Source organism: Alteromonas sp. OM2203, from assembly GCF_048517045.1.
Lineage (GTDB): Bacteria > Pseudomonadota > Gammaproteobacteria > Enterobacterales > Alteromonadaceae > Alteromonas > Alteromonas gracilis.
Map to the genome: position 1 here is coordinate 3,035,754 of NZ_CP183209.1, position 19,729 is coordinate 3,055,482.

Annotated in this window: 16 protein-coding genes and 1 tRNA gene; 8 read left to right on the plus strand and 9 right to left on the minus strand. The window is 45.0% G+C overall.

Translation table 11 applies throughout. The annotated features are described in order from the left end of the window. Positions 1 to 10: 10 nt before the first annotated feature. Positions 11 to 87 (minus strand) — tRNA-Pro (locus tag ACM0P2_RS13525). Between the two features lie 378 nt (positions 88 to 465). Between ACM0P2_RS13525 and folD the strand changes: the two genes are divergently transcribed. The 6 genes from folD to ACM0P2_RS13555 all read left to right on the plus strand — a co-directional run bounded on the left by folD (position 466) and on the right by ACM0P2_RS13555 (position 6,776). Beyond that, positions 466 to 1,320, plus strand: a complete 855-nt coding sequence (gene folD / locus ACM0P2_RS13530; RefSeq protein ID WP_105931664.1) for a bifunctional methylenetetrahydrofolate dehydrogenase/methenyltetrahydrofolate cyclohydrolase FolD — start codon at positions 466 to 468, stop codon at positions 1,318 to 1,320. Between the two features lie 105 nt (positions 1,321 to 1,425). Next, positions 1,426 to 2,013 (plus strand): DUF1415 domain-containing protein, encoded by a 588-nt coding sequence (locus ACM0P2_RS13535; protein ID WP_173359982.1) that lies wholly within the window; start codon positions 1,426 to 1,428, stop codon positions 2,011 to 2,013. Between the two features lie 237 nt (positions 2,014 to 2,250). Continuing rightward, on the plus strand, positions 2,251 to 2,970 hold the full coding sequence (gene tsaA / locus ACM0P2_RS13540; RefSeq protein WP_173359983.1) for a tRNA (N6-threonylcarbamoyladenosine(37)-N6)-methyltransferase TrmO: 720 nt from the start codon (positions 2,251 to 2,253) through the stop codon (positions 2,968 to 2,970). A gap of 154 nt (positions 2,971 to 3,124) precedes the next feature. After that, positions 3,125 to 4,843, plus strand: coding sequence for a proline--tRNA ligase (locus tag ACM0P2_RS13545; RefSeq protein WP_159120007.1), 1,719 nt, complete (start codon positions 3,125 to 3,127; stop codon positions 4,841 to 4,843). A 38-nt stretch (positions 4,844 to 4,881) separates the two neighbouring features. Further along, positions 4,882 to 5,724 carry an MBL fold metallo-hydrolase gene (locus ACM0P2_RS13550; RefSeq protein WP_173359984.1) on the plus strand — a complete coding sequence of 281 codons (843 nt, stop codon included), beginning with the start codon at positions 4,882 to 4,884 and terminating at the stop codon, positions 5,722 to 5,724. A 35-nt stretch (positions 5,725 to 5,759) separates the two neighbouring features. Further along, positions 5,760 to 6,776 (plus strand): phospholipase A, encoded by a 1,017-nt coding sequence (locus ACM0P2_RS13555; RefSeq protein WP_159120006.1) that lies wholly within the window; start codon positions 5,760 to 5,762, stop codon positions 6,774 to 6,776. Between the two features lie 103 nt (positions 6,777 to 6,879). Here ACM0P2_RS13555 and ACM0P2_RS13560 read toward each other — a convergent pair whose 3' ends face one another. The 4 genes from ACM0P2_RS13560 to guaB form a co-directional block, all read right to left on the minus strand. Then, on the minus strand, positions 6,880 to 7,782 hold the full coding sequence (locus ACM0P2_RS13560; RefSeq protein ID WP_159120005.1) for a histone deacetylase: 903 nt from the start codon (positions 7,780 to 7,782) through the stop codon (positions 6,880 to 6,882). A gap of 99 nt (positions 7,783 to 7,881) precedes the next feature. Beyond that, complete coding sequence (locus ACM0P2_RS13565) at positions 7,882 to 9,504, minus strand: methyl-accepting chemotaxis protein (RefSeq protein ID WP_159120004.1); 1,623 nt, start codon at positions 9,502 to 9,504, stop codon at positions 7,882 to 7,884. Positions 9,505 to 9,720: 216 nt separating this feature from the next. After that, on the minus strand, positions 9,721 to 11,298 hold the full coding sequence (gene guaA, locus ACM0P2_RS13570) for a glutamine-hydrolyzing GMP synthase (RefSeq protein ID WP_159120003.1): 1,578 nt from the start codon (positions 11,296 to 11,298) through the stop codon (positions 9,721 to 9,723). Between the two features lie 71 nt (positions 11,299 to 11,369). Further along, positions 11,370 to 12,839 carry an IMP dehydrogenase gene (gene guaB, locus ACM0P2_RS13575; protein WP_105931655.1) on the minus strand — a complete coding sequence of 490 codons (1,470 nt, stop codon included), beginning with the start codon at positions 12,837 to 12,839 and terminating at the stop codon, positions 11,370 to 11,372. Positions 12,840 to 12,939: 100 nt separating this feature from the next. On the opposite strand from guaB, the gene xseA reads away from it, so the two are divergent. Together xseA and ACM0P2_RS13585 are read left to right on the plus strand one after the other, a co-directional pair. After that, a complete protein-coding gene (xseA, locus tag ACM0P2_RS13580; protein WP_159120002.1) occupies positions 12,940 to 14,292 on the plus strand; it encodes an exodeoxyribonuclease VII large subunit in 1,353 nt (450 codons plus the stop codon). A gap of 15 nt (positions 14,293 to 14,307) precedes the next feature. Beyond that, entirely contained in the window at positions 14,308 to 15,468 is a 1,161-nt protein-coding gene (locus tag ACM0P2_RS13585; RefSeq protein ID WP_419226701.1) for a hypothetical protein, read from the plus strand. Here the strand turns inward: ACM0P2_RS13585 and ACM0P2_RS13590 are convergent. The 4 genes from ACM0P2_RS13590 to ACM0P2_RS13605 all read right to left on the minus strand — a co-directional run bounded on the left by ACM0P2_RS13590 (position 15,465) and on the right by ACM0P2_RS13605 (position 19,718). Continuing rightward, positions 15,465 to 15,644, minus strand: a complete 180-nt coding sequence (locus tag ACM0P2_RS13590) for an exodeoxyribonuclease VII large subunit (protein ID WP_159120000.1) — start codon at positions 15,642 to 15,644, stop codon at positions 15,465 to 15,467. The genes ACM0P2_RS13585 and ACM0P2_RS13590 overlap by 4 nt on opposite strands. Before the next feature lie 394 nt (positions 15,645 to 16,038). After that, positions 16,039 to 17,484, minus strand: a complete 1,446-nt coding sequence (gene der, locus ACM0P2_RS13595) for a ribosome biogenesis GTPase Der (RefSeq protein WP_105931650.1) — start codon at positions 17,482 to 17,484, stop codon at positions 16,039 to 16,041. A 307-nt stretch (positions 17,485 to 17,791) separates the two neighbouring features. Continuing rightward, the gene (bamB, locus tag ACM0P2_RS13600; RefSeq protein WP_159119999.1) at positions 17,792 to 19,051 is read right to left on the minus strand and encodes an outer membrane protein assembly factor BamB; all 1,260 of its coding nucleotides are present in this window, start codon (positions 19,049 to 19,051) and stop codon (positions 17,792 to 17,794) included. A 46-nt stretch (positions 19,052 to 19,097) separates the two neighbouring features. Continuing rightward, positions 19,098 to 19,718 (minus strand): YfgM family protein, encoded by a 621-nt coding sequence (locus ACM0P2_RS13605; RefSeq protein WP_105931648.1) that lies wholly within the window; start codon positions 19,716 to 19,718, stop codon positions 19,098 to 19,100. Between the last annotated feature and the right edge of the window lie 11 nt (positions 19,719 to 19,729).

The window sequence follows — 19,729 nt, forward strand, 5'->3', positions numbered from 1 at the left end:
ACTGCAAAAATGGTCGGTGAGACAGGATTTGAACCTGCGACCCCTTGTACCCAAAACAAGTGCGCTACCAAGCTGCGCCACTCACCGACTGTCGTTTCGACCCTGACGCCTTAGCCTCAGTGCCGTTACGGGGTGCGAATATTACTGACATCCCCCCACCTCGTCAAACACTTTTTCAAATAAAATACCTAACCGCTCACAAAGCATCCATTCTCGCGTTTTTTTAAGCAATTTGCTTTTAATATCTTAACGCCAGTGCGCCAGCGTAGCGAGTTTTCGTAGATGGAAAAAGTAAGCCAATTAGGCAACATGAATGTTGATGTGGAGTCTTAGTTAGCTTGATGAAAAGTACAAGAAAAGAGAGTAAATGACAGTTTCCAATAATTGCTAGAGTATTAGCCCCGTTTTGTGAAACAATATAGGGCACTTGTTGACCACCCAACCATATAAGAATCGTACAAGACTATGACCGCTCATCTTATTGACGGCAAATTAATTGCCAAACAAGTTCGCCAACACGTAACCTCCTATGTTGAATCGCTTACACAAGCGGGTAAAAGACAGCCCGGTCTTGCCGTAGTTTTAGTAGGCAGTGACGCCGCCTCGCAAGTTTATGTATCAAACAAACGAAAAGCATGCGACGAAGTAGGTTTTGTATCCCGTTCGTTCGATCTGCCGTCAGACACTACGGAAGAAACATTGCTTAATTTAGTTGACCAACTAAATGAAGATAAAGAGATTGACGGCATATTAGTGCAACTACCTCTTCCTGCAGGTTTAAATGCAGAAAAGGTGCTAGAGCGCATTCATCCACATAAAGACGTTGACGGATTCCACCCGTATAATATTGGTCGCCTAGCACAGCGTATTCCAGCGCTACGCCCTTGCACGCCAAAAGGCATTATGACCATGATCGAGTCTACCAAGCGTCCAGTTAAGGGCTTGGACGCGGTTATTGTTGGAGCATCAAATATTGTGGGTCGCCCAATGAGCTTAGAGCTATTATTGGCAGGCTGTACGGTAACCACCTGCCACAAGTTCACCCAAGATTTAAAAAGCCACGTTCAACGCGCTGATTTACTCGTGGTTGCTGTCGGCAAACCGAACTTCATACCAGGCGACTGGGTAAAAGAGGGCGCGATTGTGATTGATGTGGGCATTAATCGCGTAAACGACGGTTCATTAGTGGGCGATGTAGATTTCGAAAAAGCAAAAGAACGTGCTGGTTGGATTACCCCCGTACCCGGTGGTGTTGGGCCAATGACTGTGGCGAGTTTGATAGAAAACACACTTGAAGCCTACGTGAAATACCACTCTTAAAGCGCTCACACAAAATCTAATTTTTAAGGCAGAAAGTAAATTTCTGCCTTTTTTGCTTTATACTCTCTCCTCTTTAAATACAGACCTAAATTGAATAACTTCTTTATGGCGGAACCAACCTCATCGTTGTGCGAAAAGCACGTCATCGACGCTACGCTTAAGTGGGTCGATGATATTGTAATAAAACACAACTTTTGCCCCTTTGCGCGTTATGTAAGAACGCCCAACCAAATTCGTTGTGTAGTCGTTGCTGGCGATGCGGGAGATATCATTCAATCCCTTTCTGATGAATTACGGCATTTAGAAGAGAATGAAAGTACTGCCACAACGTTAATTGCGCTTACCCACTCAACTATTGCTGATTTTGACGAATACCTTGATGTACTAGCCATTGCCGATAGCATGCTTCACGATTGGGGATATAGTGGCACTTTCCAATTGGCTAGCTTTCATCCAAATTATGTGTTCGACGGTAGCGACAAAGACGATGCTGAAAACTATACCAATCGCTCTCCCTACCCACTTCTGCACTTAATTCGCGAAGCTGACATCACGCGATACATGAAAAAAGAAGAGGATGCAGAGAAGATATTTAGTCATAACATCGAAAAGGCTCAGGCACTTGGCTGCCCTTATTTCGAAAACGTGTTAGCAGAGATGAAAAAGAAAAGCCTACCTTATAAAACCCGTTAGTTAATTTGGCACGCTGCGTGGAAGGCTATCAATCGCGCTTTCTCAGACGGTAAACTAAATACGAGCTTTGGCAGGCCAAAGAATTGGATTACTCCAGGGAAACCAAAGAGAGACGTAGTCTTTTCGACAAAAACATCTTTGCTTGGTCCAAGCGTTAACTTGAAGCGTTAGAGTACATGCCAATTATGAGGGATATATGACAATTCAACTCACATTTAATGACAATAGGGATACCGCGTGAGCACTACTAGTTCCTTTGAAGTGTCGAGCATTGCGACTATTGAAACGCCTTTTAAGCAAAAGTTTGCTGTACCAAGACAGCCCAATCTAGCCGGAGCAAAAGGCACCATTACCTTCAACGAAGATTTTAATGACATCAATATGCTAAAAGGTATCGAAAACTACAGTCACTTGTGGCTTTTATTCGTGTTCCATCAAAACATAGAACGTGGTTGGAAAAGCACGGTAAAAGCTCCCAGATTAGGGGGTAACGCTACCATAGGCGTTTTTGCAAGTCGAAGTACTCATAGACCAAATAGTATTGGCATGTCTGTCGTTGAAAACGAGGGTATAGCGATAGAAAAAGGCAAGGTTACGCTGAAAGTCACAGGGGTAGACTTAGTATGTGGTACCCCACTCATTGATATTAAACCTTATATTTCCTACGCTGATAGTATTTCTGAAGCGAGAGACACCCTTGATGACATTAACCCCATCCCTCATCGAGACGTGTATTTCGCGCCAAATCTCTCGACAGCCCTTGCCAAAATTAAAGATCGCCATCGTGATTTTTGCTCTCTTGTGACCGCGGTACTTGCACAAGATCCTCGCCCTGCTTATAAACAGCAAAATGATAATGACGAAAAAACATACCGCGTTACGCTATACGATATCGACGTGGGTTTTAAGATAAAAGACGCGAATGTGTGGGTTACTGAACTCACTCCATTAGGATAAATACACGAATAGTGTTAACCGTCTGTGGCGAAATGGCTCACAGTTAATTAGAATACGCCCAAACGTGTGTCGCCTTGTCTCTCCCTAAGTGGTTTTTTGATAGGCCTTCACACTTATGCTCATAAATACACTTATAACAGGATACCTGCTTTACATGCGCACTAGTCAATATTTGCTTGCCACGCAGAAAGAAACACCTGCAGATGCAGAGGTTATCAGCCACCAGCTAATGCTAAGAGCTGGCATGATCAGAAAGCTTGCCTCGGGTCTATATACGTGGTTGCCTTCAGGCCTTCGTGTCCTTAATAAAGTCGCTAACATTGTTCGCGAGGAAATGAACAAAGCAGGCGCGATTGAAGTGCTTATGCCAGTTGTACAGCCTGCTGACCTGTGGGAAGAATCTGGACGCTGGGAAGAATATGGCCCTGAACTGCTTCGCATTAAAGACCGCCACCAGCGTGACTTCGTGTTAGGCCCGACGCACGAAGAAGTGATTACTGCGCTTGTGCGCAACGAAATTAGCAGCTACAAGCAGCTTCCGCTTAATCTATACCAAATTCAAACAAAATTCCGCGACGAAGTGCGCCCCCGTTTCGGCATTATGCGTGGCCGTGAATTTACTATGAAGGATGCCTATAGCTTCCATTTAGAAGACAGCTGCTTAGAAGAAACTTATCAGAAAATGTACGACGCCTATTGCGCCATTTTCTCGCGTATGGGCCTAGACTTCAGAGCGGTGATTGCAGATTCAGGTTCAATTGGTGGTAACCACTCTCACGAGTTCCACGTGCTTGCAGCATCAGGCGAGGACGATATTGCGTTCTCAAGCGACAGTGACTACGCAGCAAATGTTGAAATGGCACAGGCCATGGCACCAGAAAAAGCAACGCCTTCTGGCGTGGCTGTTGAAACAAAAGATGCCAAGGGTAAAGATTTCAACGCTATTTTAAAAAGCGTTGAAGCAGATGTAACAAAAGCCGTTAAAGTTATTTTGGTTAAAGCCGCTAATGAACTTAACGACAAAGGTGAGGAAATTAATTCTGATAAGTGGGTAGCATTGGTGCTACGTGCTGACCATGAGTTAAATGATGTTAAAGCAGAAAAGTTAGACGGTGTTGCTACACCGCTTGTTGAAGCCTCTTTCGAACAGGCAAAAGATGTTCTTGGCGTTTCTCCGCTGTTTGCTAATGCAAATGACTTACCGGTTCCAGTTTACGTTGATGCAAGTGCAGCCGCTCTTGCGGATTTCACTACAGGAGCTGGCGTTGGCGGTAAAGTGAACGTTAACGCTAACTGGTCAGAAGATTTAACCGGTGTTGATATTCGTAACGTGGTAGCGGGTGATGCGTCTCCAGATGGAAAAGGCACTCTTGATATTAAACGAGGCATTGAAGTAGGCCATATCTTCCAGCTGGGCCAAAAATATTCAGAAGCCATGAACTGTGGCGTGCTAAGCGAGTCAGGTAAACACCAAACGCTTACTATGGGCTGTTACGGCATCGGTGTATCACGCATAGTAGCGGCTGCGATTGAGCAAAACCACGATAAATTTGGCATAAAGTGGCCAGATCCTATCGCACCGTTTAAAATTGCATTAATACCAATGAATATGCATAAGTCTCATCGCATCAAAGAAGCAGCCGAAGCCCTTTACCAAGAGCTTATCTCGCTAGGTGTGGAAGTACTGTTTGACGACAGGAAGGAGCGCCCGGGTGTTATGTTTAATGACATGGAATTAATTGGTATACCTCATAGTATTGTTATCGGTGAGAGAAACCTAGATAATCAACAGGTTGAGTATAAAAATAGACGTACTGGCGAGAAGCAGTTATTAGATCTCAGCGCAGCAAAGGACTTTGTAGCCGCACTCTAAAATCTGAGCTTGCCCCAAAAGTAAAGAAAAGAGGGCGTATGCGGTTAACATTCTATGGCGTAAGAGGGTCTATACCCACACCGGGAGCAGCTTTCGTTCGCTATGGCGGTAACACAGCATGCGTTCACATTGAGCTTGAGGACGGTACAGATATCGTCCTCGACTCAGGTACTGGTATTCGCCTCCTTGGCGAGCACTTAGCGAAAAAGAACACCCCTATCTATCTTTTGCTGAGCCATAATCATTGGGACCACATACAAGGTTTCCCCTTCTTTCCTCCCATATATCAAGCCGAACGTGAAATAAATATCTATCCAGGGCAAACACTGTTTAATGAACCGGACCAAATTTTAAAACAAATGGAAGGATCGTTATTTCCCGTACCAAGAAGTGCGCTCAGAGCAAACATCTCGCTTATTGAAATACCGAAAGCGGACAGTACCTTTGTAATAGGAAGCGCAAAAATCACGCGACTTGCAATGAATCATCCGGGAAGCGGCAGCGCCTATTGCATAAACGCTGACGGTGTGAAGGTTGCTTATATTACAGATAATGAGCTTTACCCTCCTTATAAGAAAGAAACCGACTTTATTGATTTTGCTAAATTTGCCGAGAATGCAGACTTACTTATCCACGATGCACAGTATATGCTGTCTGATATGCCTGCTAAAAACGGATGGGGCCACTCTGTGGCTGAAGAGGCGGTTAAACTTGCTATGGCGTCCAATGCAAAAAAATTAGCACTATACAGTCATGATCCAGAACGCACAGATGACGATATAGATGATGTTGTAAGACATTGTAATGAATATGTCACAGTAGCAGAGTCTACTTTACACGTATTTGCATCTTCCGAAGGCCTTACACTGGACTTCAGTTAAGCATAACAATAACCCCATGTTACGGAGAATTAAAGGTGTCTGTGTTAAAGCCTTTTGTATTTTTGGCAGCGTTTGCTGCTAGCACGAGTGTATTCGCTCAAGAATCACAAGAAGTGATAAATAAGCAAGCTTCATCTGTCGACAACAATGAACAAGTTGACACTGTTGAAAATGAAGACCCCAAAGCATCGCAGGATGAAAGCGGCATTGAGGTCATTGACATAATAAAACGTGATACGACCACAGAAAGTGCGCTAGATAACCGCTTAGAAGGTGATAAAGAAGCGCTAGACAATGTTTTTGCCATTACCCAGCATAGACAAAACTATTTACTTCCTATCACTTATGTTTCTAACCCTAATACGTTCGGCAGTGAAGAACTAACAGAAGAAAATGTAGATAATAGAGAGGCTAAGTTCCAAGTAAGCGCGAAACTTCCTCTTTATCTAGAAGATACAGGGTTCGACGGGGTGTACTTTGGCTTTACGTTGACATCATTTTGGCAGCTATATAATAACGAAGCTTCTAAGCCCTTCCGAGAAACGAATTACGAACCGGAAGTCTTTTGGCAGGAAACCGCTGATTATTCCGTATTGGGATATAAATTTAATACCTTCCAAGTAGGTTTTAATCATATGTCAAACGGTCAGAGTGGGCTGCGTTCTCGTAGCTGGAACCGCTTGTTTGCCTCTATTGTATTCAGTGATAACGACGATATTTATTACCTAAAAACCTGGTATCGCATTCCTGAAGACGAAAAAGAAGACCCATTAGATCCTACCGGCGATGATAACCCTGATATAGAGGATTATTACGGCCGTATGGAGTTTGGATATGGGAGAAAAATTGGTGCTTTCAAAGTGCTTGCCCTATTGAGAAACAACCTGGACTTCGATGAAAACCGAGGCAGCATTCAGCTAGACTTCACCTACCCGATTTCAGACCGCTACGAAGTGCTTCTTCAATACTTTAACGGGTACGGCGACTCGCTTATTGACTATAACCGCTCACAAGAGCGCATTGGTATCGGGTTCCAGTTGCTCTTCTTGTAAAACAACTTAGCATGTTTGAAACAAAATGCGCGCTACAAACGATTCAGTTCTTTATCATACCGTTTGAGCGTGCTTTTTATTTTTCGGTTAATACTTATTGCAGTTAATCAATCACGCCGGCTGCGCGATAAAGTTGAATATGCACATCGACCAGTGCAGCAATATCTCTTTGGTAACCCCCGCCAATCACTGCTGCTATTGGAACACCTAAACGTTCAGCCAACGCAAATACCTGCTTATCTCTTTCATAAACGCCTTGGGTAGAAATATGTAGATGCCCTAAGTCGTCATTTACGTGCACATCGACACCTGCATCATAGATGATGGCGTCTGGCTGAAATTGCCGTAAAGCTAATGTCAGCGCTTGTTCAAGCGTAGTTAAATATTCATCGTCTTCGGTGCCTTTAGCAAGACCAATATCAATATCTGAATGCTGCTTCCTATGCGGAAAGTTTTTTTCTCCGTGAATAGATAAGGTAAAAATATCTGAATCATTCTCAGCAAGCTTTGCCGTACCGTCGCCTTGATGTACATCTAAATCAACAATAAGCACATTATCGATAGATGAGTTTTTCTGCATAGTTTTAGCGGCAAGGTATAAATCATTGAATAAGCAAAAACCAGAGCCGAAATCTGCAAAGGCATGGTGATACCCCCCTGTAAGGTTGAGGGCTTTACCGGTCTCGAGAGCTAATGACGCAGTTAAACAGGTACCAGCAACCGCCGTGCGTGTTCGTTCGATAAGCTGCTTCGACCAAGGGAACCCAATACGCCGCATGGCGTTTTTATCTAAGGAACCTGCGGTGAGCGCTTTAACATATATTGGATCATAGAAGGAACTGAGCGCCTCATCGCTGATAGGCTCAGGCTTAATAAATCGCTCAGCACTCACACCCCGGTTTATGAGCGCATCACGAATACCCACATATTTTTCTATTGGAAAACGATGGCGTTCGGGAAGGTCTAGCTGGCTATAAATCGGGTGAAATACAAGTGGTGTTGTCATTAGAATCAGCGCAATTTCTCGAAAACAAGCGCACAACGCGCGATGAAAAAAGGAGCAAAACGCTCCTTTTAGTTATCGATTCATACTGACAAATAGGGACTAGCGGGTCAAACTATTCACCACTTTTTCCACGTTATCTGACATACTTTTCATGGAGCGAGACATATCGTCACGCTGTGCCAACTGGTGATATTTCTCTGACGACGTAACCACATTGCTAATAATTGCCTCAACCTGATGCAGCACCGCTTCTTGTTCATCAGCAGCATCATTTAGGGCAACAACAACGCTCGCAGTTTCCTTAATATCTCTCACCACGTTGTTAAGCGTCTCAAGTGCGGCTGCCGCTTCAGCAGCATTAGTATCGGATAGCTGTTTACCTGACGACATGGCTGACACAGCACCTTTTGCCTCAGCCTCAAAGCTGCTCAATATATCGTTAATTTCTTTCGTCGACTGTTGTGTTTTAGCCGCCAGTGCGCGAACCTCGTCTGCAACTACTGCAAAGCCTCGACCGTGCTCCCCTGCCCTAGCAGCTTCTATTGCTGCGTTAAGCGCAAGCAGGTTCGTTTGATCTGCAATCTCGTTGATCACATTTACTACTTTCAAAATATTCGTGCTGCGCGTTTGAAGGTCTAATACGATATTACTCGACTCTGTCACCGTTTTAGCTAGCTGTTTAAAGCCCGCGTTTGCACTTTCAAAGGTGGCATAACAGCTTGCCACATTTTTTTCTGAGTTATTCGTCGCTACCGCCACTTGGTCAGTAATTGCTACCAAGTTTTGCACAATTTCTCTAAGCTTATCCGTACTGTTATCAAGGGATCGGGATGCATCTCGCTGGCCATTCGCCCCTTCCATGATTGATTGACTAACATTGCCTAAAGTTCCGAACGCTTTTTCCATTTCTATCTCAGCTTGCTGCAATTGCGCCACCGAGTCTTTTAGCTTGAACTGTAATGCGCGAGCTGAATCTGCGAGCATCCCGAGTTCATGTTCACTTGAATACGTTAAACTGTAATCGTAACGACTGTTAGCGAGGTTTGATATGCACGCAGCGACCTGTTTTGTAGGCTTAATAACTTGAGAGCGCAGTCGAGCAATCACATACACCATAGAAAGTACAGACAGTACAATGGCGGCCAATAAAATCATCCAGAGCATAGTGCGAGTATTTGATTTAAGCTCAGCAATGGCATTTGCTGAATCTGTTGCAATATCTGACGCTATGGCGGTTAAAAGTTCAGCGGGCTCACGATCAATCCCCCGCACGTAACTATCTCCCACTTTTGGGTCAAACCCTGAATTGACAAAAGCGTCATAACCCTCTCGGTATTTTTGTCCCATGACTGAGTGAGCTTGCTGAAATTTGCGTATGTCGGATTTAACAGCATCACTAATGACACCGTTTGCTAGCATTATGTCAAACTGGCGGGTGATCTCAGCTTCCCGTTGTTTGAAGCGATCCCAGTACTTTTCTCTGTCACTTTGCTTGTAGCCACGAAGCAATACGTTTTTCCACTCTTGCACCTGAGTTTTAAATGTACTAAGCGTAGTATTTACGTCTCGTTCTGACTGAACAAGGGTGTTCTCCAGCTCGTCAAAAGAGTTAAGCAGTGAAAACGACTTATAGATGGACGCGCCGTTTAGCAGGACAAGAATGAGAAAGCTGGCGAGGACGGGCGTCATCACCAAACGGCTGATGCTTGTGTAGTTGAACACGGCTTAACCTTTAGTATGAATTAGAAGAAGGACGTCGGCATTAAATGATATTTTTGTGACATTTAAGTGAAATACTAGGTATAACAAAAAATACTTTTATATTTATCTTTATACTAAATGTAACTCAGCGTTTTACAGGCAATAAAAAAGAGCCCGGAGGCTCTTTTAGTATAGTAGCTGAGAATAGCTAGCTAAAAATAGGCAGTAAACTTCGACCTATTCCCACTCAATCGTAGCTGGTGGCTTACCTGATATATCGTAAACCACACGGCTGATACCGTCGATTTCGTTAATAATCCGGTTCGACACTTTACCTAAGAAATCATATGGAAGGTGTGCCCAATGCGCTGTCATAAAGTCGATGGTTTCTACAGCACGTAAACTTACTACCCAGTCGTATTTACGGGCATCACCCATTACGCCTACCGAGCGCACTGGAAGGAATACGGTAAACGCTTGGCTAACTTTTTGATACAAATCAGCCGCGTATAGTTCTTCGATAAAGATTGCATCAGCACGACGCAGTAAATCGCAATACTCTTTCTTTATTTCACCAAGTACACGTACGCCTAAGCCTGGGCCAGGGAAAGGGTGACGGTAAAGCATGTCGTATGGTAAGCCTAGCTCAAGGCCGATTTTGCGAACTTCGTCTTTGAATAGTTCACGCAGTGGTTCAACAAGGCCAAGTTCCATATCTTCTGGAAGTCCGCCCACGTTGTGGTGCGACTTAATCACGTGTGCTTTACCCGTGGCAGAGCCCGCTGACTCAATCACATCTGGGTATATAGTCCCCTGCGCTAACCATTTTGCATTTTCAAGCTTGCCCGCTTCTTCATCGAATACACGAACAAACTCATTGCCGATAGCTTTGCGCTTAAGCTCAGGATCTTCAATACCTTTAAGGCGCTCAAGGAAGCGTTCTTCAGCATCGACACGGATAATGTTTAGCCCAAAGTGGTCACCAAACATTTCCATAACTTGATCGGCTTCGTTTAAACGAAGCAAACCATTATCAACAAACACACAGGTCAGGTTTTTGCCAATAGCACGGTGAAGCAACATCGCGGTTACTGATGAATCAACACCACCAGATAGCCCTAAAATGACTCTCTCATCGCCTACCTTTTCTTTAATGCGCTCAATGGCGTCATCAATAATAGCGTCAGCAGTCCAAAGCTTCTCGCATTTACAGATGTCCATAACGAACTGGGTAAGCAATCGCATGCCTTGGCGAGTGTGCGTTACCTCAGGATGAAACTGTACCCCGTAGAATTGTTTTTCAGCGTTATACATAGCTGCATGCGGGCAAGATGCTGTTTGCGCGATGGTTTCAAAACCTTCAGGAATCGCCGCTACCTTATCACCGTGACTCATCCATACATCTAAAAGTGCTGCGCCATTATCACCAATAGCATCTTCAATTTTATCTAGCAGCGGGCTTGGCTTTATTACTTCAACCTGTGCATAACCAAACTCACGTTTGTCTGAACCTAGTACACCACCACCTAATTGCTGTGCCATGGTTTGCATGCCATAGCACACACCTAGCACGGGTACGCCTGCTTCAAATACGTACTCAGGCGCGCGTGGTGAGCCTTCTTCGGTTACCGACTCAGGGCCGCCTGACAGAATAATACCCTGCGGGTTGAATTCGCGGATTTGTTCTTCGGTCACATCCCAAGCCCAAAGCTCACAGTAAACACCGATTTCGCGAACACGACGCGCTATCAACTGCGTGTATTGCGAGCCAAAATCCAAAATAAGTATGCGTTGGTCGTGGATATTTGTGGTCATGTTTTATTTTTACCCGTTAAATAAAAGAACAAAGGCTGGTGTAAAAACCAGCCTCGCAGTCGTCGGTCGCCTTAACCTAAGCGGTAGTTTGGCGCTTCTTTAGTGATACTCACATCGTGAACGTGGCTCTCGCCCATACCGGCAGAGGTCACACGCACAAACTGTGCTTTAGTATTGAGTTCTTCAATTGTAGCACAGCCGGTTAAACCCATGGCTGAACGCAAGCCGCCCATTTGCTGGTGAATAATGTTTGCAATTGGACCTTTGTACGCTACGCGACCTTCAATACCTTCTGGTACCAATTTTTCTGCGTTATCAGACTCTTGGAAATAACGATCTGACGACCCGTGGCTTTGATCCATAGCGCCCAGTGAACCCATTCCGCGATAGGATTTGTAATAACGACCTTGGAAAAGCTCTACTTCACCGGGTGCTTCTTCAGTACCAGCCAGCATGCTCCCAACCATTACGCAGCTTGCGCCAGCCGCTAATGCTTTGGCAATATCACCAGAAAAGCGAATTCCGCCGTCAGCGATAACCGGGATATCAGTGCCTTTTAGCGCTTCAACCGCATCAGATACCGCGGTAATTTGAGGTACACCACAACCAGTAACGATACGGGTTGTACAAATTGACCCTGGGCCAATACCAACTTTAACCGCGTCTACGCCTGCGTCGGCCAGTGCTTTTGCACCGTCGCCCGTTGCAACGTTACCTGCGATTATTTGAACTTCAGGATAGTCAGCGCGTACTTTCTTAACGCGGTCAATAACGCCCTGAGAGTGGCCGTGAGAGGTGTCAATAAGCAATACATCAGCACCGGCTTCAACCAATAGCGCAATGCGCTCGTCAGTACCTGGGCCAACACTTACTGCTGCACCTACGCGAAGGCGGCCCAGCGAGTCTTTACATGCATTCGGTTTATTTTCTGCTTTTTGGAAATCTTTAACTGTGATCAAACCGGTTAGCTTAAACGCGTCGTCAACCACGAGTATTTTCTCAATGCGGTGCTCGTGCATAAGGTCTAGCACAACGTCAGAGCTTGCGCCTTCTTTAACGGTAACCAGATCATCCTTACCAGTCATTACGTTACTAATAGGAAGGTTTAAACGTTTTTCAAAACGAAGGTCGCGACCAGTCACAATACCAATTAAGTTATTGTCTTTGTCTGTTACTGGGAAGCCAGAGTAACCAAGACGCTTAGATAGCGCGATAACTTCACCGATAGTTGCGTTCTCTTCTACCGTTACAGGGTCAGATACCACGCCGCTTTCGTATTTTTTAACTTCACGTACGTGCTTAGCTTGCTCTTCAGGTTTCATATTCTTGTGAATGAAACCAATACCACCCTCTTGAGCCAGCGCAATAGCGAGTCGGGCTTCGGAAACCGTGTCCATGGCAGCAGACACCATTGGAATATTCAGCGTTACACCGCGCGTTAGACGGGTCTGTAAATTTGCAGTATGGGGAAGGACGGTCGAGTGGCCGGGAACCAGCAACACATCGTCAAACGTCAGGGCTTCTTGGATGATACGTAGCATGCAACAACACCTATTCAGTTGAGGGTTAATTGCGGCGCAATTGTAGTGTTTTTTGTTTTTCAGGTAAACTCTAAATGTATTAAACCCTGTGATTTTTTTTATGTTTACAAATTCGCCATCTACATCTCGACAAATTTTAACAGTTACCAAGCTAAATCGCTTAGCCAGAACCGTGCTTGAGGGCGAGATTGGTCTTATTTGGCTGTCGGCCGAAATTTCTAACTTTGTTGCGGCGGCATCAGGACACTGGTACTTCACGCTCAAAGATAATAAAGCTCAAGTTCGAGCCGCAATGTTTAAAGGGGCTAATCGCAACGTGCGTATTCGCCCTAAAGAAGGCGATAAAATACTCGTGCGCGCGTCTGTGGGGCTTTACGAAGCGCGCGGCGACTATCAACTGGTCGTTGAGCATATGGAAAGCGACGGCGAAGGTGCACTCAAGCAAGCGTTTGAAGCGTTGAAGTTCAAACTTAACAACGAAGGTTTATTTGATACTTCAAATAAGCGCTCTTTACCTGACCGTATCAACCGCATTGGTGTAATTACTTCATCAAGCGGTGCAGCACTTCACGATGTGCTAAGTGTGTTAAAGCGCCGTAGTCCACAAACTGAAGTCATTGTCTATCCGTCAATGGTGCAAGGAGAAACTGCACCGCTTCAATTGATTAATGCATTGCGCACGGCAAACAGACGTGCAGAAGTAGACGTGCTACTACTCACTCGGGGAGGCGGGTCGTTAGAAGACCTGTGGTGTTTTAACGATGAAGGTTTAGCCCGAGAAGTCGCGGCAAGCAATCTTCCCATAGTGAGCGCTGTGGGTCATGAAGTAGATTTCACCATAAGCGATTTCGTGGCTGATTTACGCGCCCCTACTCCATCCGCTGCTGCCGAAATCTTAAGCCAGGATTCAACTGCCCTTTATCAAACGTTAAATCAGCAAAAACAGCGCTTAGCACGTGCCATTAATCAGTATTTGCAGGCAAGTAAGCAGCAACTAACGCTTAAGAAGCAGCGTTTAAATGCTTTGCACCCGCAAAGCCGTATTCAGTCTCAGTGGCAAACCTTAGACAGGCTACAGCTTCGTTTAGCCCATAAAATGCAAAGTGACCTAGCTAAGGCCGAAAAGCAACTTCACGCGCTTGAATACAGGCTAAACCAGCAATCTCCATCGGCAAAGGTAGCCCGAGCCAAAGACAAACTTGAGTATGCCAGTAATAAGCTTACCTCTAGTATGAGCGCGCTTATTAAGGGTAAGAAAAATGAACTTGGAGGAAAGGTCAGCCTCTTACAATCCGTGAGCCCGCTATCAACTCTAGCGAGGGGGTACAGCATTACACTTAACGACAAAACTGCTATTAACAGCGTGGATAAAGTGAATATTGGCGATGAGATAAAATCACGAGTGACGGACGGTGAAATAATCAGTAAAGTGACAGACATTCAGCGCCAATAGGTAGCCTTTAGTATTATGCCCGTTTATGTAACAGCGATTTCATTTTCTAGTTTGTGCCAGCGGGCTCATGCATTTTTTGGCGAGTTTTTAAAATTCTTAGCGCCAACGTCTTTGTTTTTCTTGTGCTTTTTTATCCCTTCGATGCTGTCTAGCGTTGCCCATGCCTACGCGGTCAATCAAAGTGTGTCGGTCTTTTCTACTTACCCAAGCGAAGCCTTGCTCAAGTCCTGTCATTCACAACAAAAATTTTCCCACTCACCGCCAATTGATAAAGACAATACTAACCTGTGCTTCGAAGATGTAATTTCGCCCGACAGCTTCATTAATGTGCTCAGCGAGTCTGGCGAATTTAATAACTTACTCCCCTATGGCGAAGGGAACGACTATGAGTTACTTATTGCCAATGTGGGCGCCGCAATACACGAGCACCAGCAATACGCAAGGCAATTCGCTGAATTCACGCTGCAATGGCGAGGTATAGAAATAGATTCTTCACTGTTTGATTCTGGCGTTGAGACACGCGTTGACGATAACAAAGAAAATGCTGATATCGGAAAAGAAACTAAGCGCTTGGTATCTCGCTGGCTTCAACACGTTAGGCAAACTGGGTTATTTACCAGTAAATACTTATTTAATGCGTTAGAAGCAAGCAATTATGATGTGGCACTGCAGGTGCCTGACACGGTTGGCGAATTCAAAAAACTAGACACCCAGCTTTTTCCTGACCCCTTTAGCGGTGCAATCACTCGCTACACCCATCCGGATTATGAGGACGCCTTAGTTGATGTCACTGTGTACCCCTTTATTGGTCAGCTATCTATCACAGAAAATGAGTTATTGCCGAAACAATTAGAAAGCGACTTACAGAGAGCCCGCGCAACCGCAGAGCGACAAAAGCTAACCTTAGCTCAAGTTAGCCCAGCGTCACCTTATGCGGTAAATAGCCAATTGGTCGGGTGGAAATTAGGCTTAAGCGCCGCCTCAGATAACTTGCCGACAATTTACGCCACCACCTATGTATTCAGACAGCAGGATAAAATCGTAAAAGTGTCTACAACCTTTCCGCCTGACTTTTCAGATAACATCGTCAATCAGCTGATTGCTAAGATTCAGGTACCTCAAGAGTCTGTAATGATGAAAAAGGTTCGCGCTGTGCTGTTAGATACTCAGCGCTAAGCTTTTTTAGCGGAAAGTCGCTTTGCTAACGCCCCTCTTAATTTTGACTTACTCTCTACCTCGCTGCTTAGGATATAGACTTTTTGCTGTTCTTTAGATTTGTATCTATCAAACCAGTTGTACATCTGATTTTTTTGAAGTGGTGTGGCGACATCAAACAATTTTTCTACTGACACGGTTACTCCCAAACGCTGTTAGTCACTGGCAAAACTAAAGACGTTTGCAAAAATAGCTCCACAACCTCTTACCGTTATTGCCCTACGAATTTAAAGGGGCTCAATGACAAAAAAGAGAGTTACTGATAAACGGCAGGTGTGGAAAAAAGGAAAAGAATACAATCTGAGTGTAATTATGACTCAGTTAATTACATTAATAAAAACAGTAAGTTAATTTAGTGAGACATATCTAGAAAAGTGCGACACACTGCGGACTTGAATCCACCTCGCTCAGCATTTCATCACCTGATACCTCAGCTTAAACTAGAGAAGAGCGCGGGAATAGGGCTGAAGATCTCATGGAAACAAAGCGCCACCTCAACTTAATCAGAAATAGCGCCTTAGTTTCAACCCGTTATTTTTTATCTTTATAATAAGACATCATGCGTCGGCGTTTGCGCTGCTGGGCCAAGGTTAAATTAGCCTTCTTACCTTCAAATGGGTTTGCACCCTCTCTGAATTCTATCTTAATTGGCGTGCCCATTATTTCGAGTGCTTTTCTAAAATAATTCATCAAAAAGCGTTTGTAAGAGCTTGGTAAATCGTCAACTTGGTTGCCATGAATTACAATCACAGGAGGGTTGTATCCGCCAGCGTGGGCGTACTTCATTTTCACTCGACGACCGCGCACAAGAGGAGGTTGATGGTCATCTTGCGCCATTTCCATAATCTGCGTCAGTAATGCGGTATTGATACGCTTAGTGGCGCTTGAGTAAGCCTCTTGAACTGATTCAAACAAATTGCCAACACCAGAGCCATGCAGTGCAGAAATAAAGTGAATACGGGCAAAGTCAATAAAGCCTAGACGACGATCCATCTCACGTTTGATATCGTCTTTTACATCCGTACTCAATCCATCCCATTTATTCACGGCTACCACCAGTGAACGGCCCGAATTAAGCACAAAGCCAAGTAGGCTTAAGTCTTGGTCAGTAATCCCTTCTCGGGCATCAATGACTAATAGAACCACATTGGCCTCTTCAATGGCCTGTAGGGTTTTTACAATTGAAAATTTCTCTACCGCTTCGCTAATTTTTCTGCGCTTTCTCACCCCTGCGGTATCGATGAGAATGTACTCTCTCTCGTCGCGCTCCATAGGAATATAAACGCTGTCTCGCGTCGTACCTGGCATGTCGTACACAACAACGCGCTCTTCACCGAGAATACGGTTTGTGAGCGTAGATTTACCCACGTTTGGCTTGCCTACTATAGCAAGCTTGATGGGAAGTTCTTGCAAGCGCTGACGCTGGGTTTCCGCATCTTCTTCTTCCTCTGGCTCTTCATCGATAATCTCCATGTCAGGAAAATCAACTTCCAGAGGTTTAAGCGCATCTTGTAATAGTTGGCTTATGCCGCGTCCATGTGCAGCTGCAATTTGCTTTATTGCACCTAATCCAAGTGAATAAAACTCAGCGCTCTCACTATCGCCATCAATGCCATCAACTTTGTTAGCTACAACAAATACCTTTTTATTTATGCGGCGAAGGTGGTCAGCTATGCCTTGGTCTGCTGGCAATAAACCCGCTCGCGCATCCACTAAAAAAAGTACAACATCGGCTTCTTCGATGGCTAAAAGTGACTGCTGGGCCATTTCAGCATCAATGCCCTCTTCATCGCCCGTAATACCGCCGGTATCCACTACGATAAACTGGCGCTTTTCAAATTTCGCTTGGCCATATTTACGGTCGCGAGTTAGGCCCGGGTAATCAGCAACGAGTGCATCGCGGGTATTTGTAAGGCGATTAAACAAGGTTGACTTGCCTACATTTGGGCGGCCAACCAAAGCAACAACGGGTAACATTTATCAGATCCTAAGGGTCATGAAAGCTAAAAAAAGCACAAGCCATGCACACCAAATATCACAAACTAGGTTTAAGAGAATGATTCTCCAACATGTGGTGTTTTAGATGAGGCTTTCGAGAATGGGCGCATTATACCTTGTTCACAACCTAATACCAATGCAGTTCTGGGAGACTTAACACATTGCCCTAACAAAATGAATTAGGTGATCGAAAGCTGTAAATATATTGGTGTAGACAATAAGAAAAGGCGTTTCGAATATTATCCGAAACGCCCCTATTTAACTTGGTTGTTAAGCAGTAATCTTTCTAATTCGGTATGCGTACCGACGCTACAACACCATTTCGCGTTACCGCAACTACACTGTCATCCACTTTAAGAGGCGCAGCAAAAATAGCGTCGTCTTCGTCATCGCCCCCCACATCTAAGCGAGCAACCACTTCACCGGTTTCTTGCTCAATCCAATGAAGGAAACCCCAGTTATCGCCAACCACAATGTGGTCACCGACAGGCGTAGCGGCCGTTAACGAACGTTTCTTAAGTAAGCCTTGAGACCATAGTTCTACACCATTGCGTCTGTCGAGGGCGTAAACGTTGGAGTTATTATCAACAACAAAAATTTTGTTCCCCTCGATAGTCAGATTGCGAAATGATGCATATTCACGTTTCCAAATAACGCGACCTGAACGAAGTTCGACTGCAGCTAGTGTACCGTTGTACGACACTGTAAAAATGGTGCCGCCAAACAATACTGGTGTGGTATCGATATCAACGATACGCTCTAGCTCTGTTGCACCAGAAGGTGTCGCTATTACGGTTTCCCATGCGAGCACACCTGTTTCGATAAGGTTCACCTGAATTTTTCCAGTCGGCGTTCCTACAATAGCACCACCGTTAGATGCGATGGGGCCTGAAATGCCGCGAAGGGTCAACGGAGGAGTGTCGCCTTCATGTCTCCAAAGCTGTTCGCCAGTGCGCGTGTTAAAACCGAAAAGGCTGCCTGCACCAGTGTTAACCACTAAAATGCCTTCATCGGCTGCTGGCGCTGCTAAGATTTCGCCAGGAACTGTGGCTTCCCAAACAAGCTCACCGCTTTCTGCGTCCATTGCCGCTACGTAACCATTTTCAGTGCCAATGAATACATGTCTGTCAGCAACAGCAATACCACCAATACGCGCAGTTTCTCCGCTGCGCCATAATTTGGTTACCGCACTCATCATGCCTTCAGAACGGAATTGAGCGAAGTCCTTTTGCCACAACACTTTGCCAGATTCTGGTTCCATCGCCACGACAACACCATGACGGTCTGCCGCGTAGAGTTTGTCATAAGCGTAAACCGGACGAAGACGCGAAAAGTAATGGTCAACACCGTCTCCAATATCACGATCCCAGACTACCTGTGGAGAGAACTTAGCTTCAATAGGCTTTAAACGGCGAATCTCTAATTCTTCGTCATCTGCAAACCAATCAGAAATGGTTGAACAGCCTGACATTGTGATAGACACCGCGAGTGCCATACCTATCGTGCGAGCAAATCGACCTTTACGGCCACACGTGTTGTGAAACAAATTGCGTACCTCTTTATTATTTACACCAGCCCAATGGGACTATCGCTTACTGAGCTGCAGATACCGAAAGGTTATCTAGTTTCATTTGTAAAAGCGGATTGTTGGCATTTTTTTCTAACGCATTTGAATAAGCTAATCGCGCATCGTCAAACTTGCCTTGTTTCTGATACACGTCGCCTTTTAGTTCAGAAACTTCTGCTGAAAATGCGTCGTTTGTTACATTGCTAAGCGTAGACAACGCCGCGTCCAGCTGGTTCATTTCAATTTGCACGCGAGCTAAACGAAGTGACGCAAGTACTTTTAATTCATCGTTTTCAGCAAAGGTAACAACGCTGTTTAAATGCGAAGCCGCTGCGTCTAAATCACCCGCATCTACCGCTTGCTTAGCCGCTAGTAGGCCCGCAATACTCGCATAGCCACTGTCTTTATTCTCTTCAATAAACGCATTCACTTTTGCATCGCTGCCTTCGGTGCCAAAAGTCTCGACGGCATTTTGATATGCAACAGATGCTGCTTCTTTGCTTTCTATTTGCGCATCTGAGTAATAACGCCAGCCCCAAAGACCGCCTAAACCTAGTGCAGCACCAACAATGATTGCAGTACCGTGTTCTTTCCAAAAGCGCTTGATCGCTTCTACTTGTTGTTCTTCTGTTGCGAACTGTTCCATAGTGTCCTCTT

What these genes read in the sequence shown, in the direction of transcription:
- ACM0P2_RS13550 (WP_173359984.1), top strand. Translation starts at nt 4,882, where the DNA reads ATGCGGTTAACATTCTATGGCGTAAGAGGGTCTATACCCACACCGGGA.
- guaA (WP_159120003.1), bottom strand. Translation starts at nt 11,298, where the DNA reads ATGACCACAAATATCCACGACCAACGCATACTTATTTTGGATTTTGGC.
- xseA (WP_159120002.1), top strand. Translation starts at nt 12,940, where the DNA reads ATGTTTACAAATTCGCCATCTACATCTCGACAAATTTTAACAGTTACC.
- ACM0P2_RS13535 (WP_173359982.1), top strand. Translation starts at nt 1,426, where the DNA reads ATGGCGGAACCAACCTCATCGTTGTGCGAAAAGCACGTCATCGACGCT.
- folD (WP_105931664.1), top strand. Translation starts at nt 466, where the DNA reads ATGACCGCTCATCTTATTGACGGCAAATTAATTGCCAAACAAGTTCGC.
- ACM0P2_RS13585 (WP_419226701.1), top strand. Translation starts at nt 14,308, where the DNA reads ATGCCCGTTTATGTAACAGCGATTTCATTTTCTAGTTTGTGCCAGCGG.
- ACM0P2_RS13560 (WP_159120005.1), bottom strand. Translation starts at nt 7,782, where the DNA reads ATGACAACACCACTTGTATTTCACCCGATTTATAGCCAGCTAGACCTT.
- der (WP_105931650.1), bottom strand. Translation starts at nt 17,484, where the DNA reads ATGTTACCCGTTGTTGCTTTGGTTGGCCGCCCAAATGTAGGCAAGTCA.
- ACM0P2_RS13605 (WP_105931648.1), bottom strand. Translation starts at nt 19,718, where the DNA reads ATGGAACAGTTCGCAACAGAAGAACAACAAGTAGAAGCGATCAAGCGC.
- guaB (WP_105931655.1), bottom strand. Translation starts at nt 12,839, where the DNA reads ATGCTACGTATCATCCAAGAAGCCCTGACGTTTGACGATGTGTTGCTG.
- ACM0P2_RS13545 (WP_159120007.1), top strand. Translation starts at nt 3,125, where the DNA reads ATGCGCACTAGTCAATATTTGCTTGCCACGCAGAAAGAAACACCTGCA.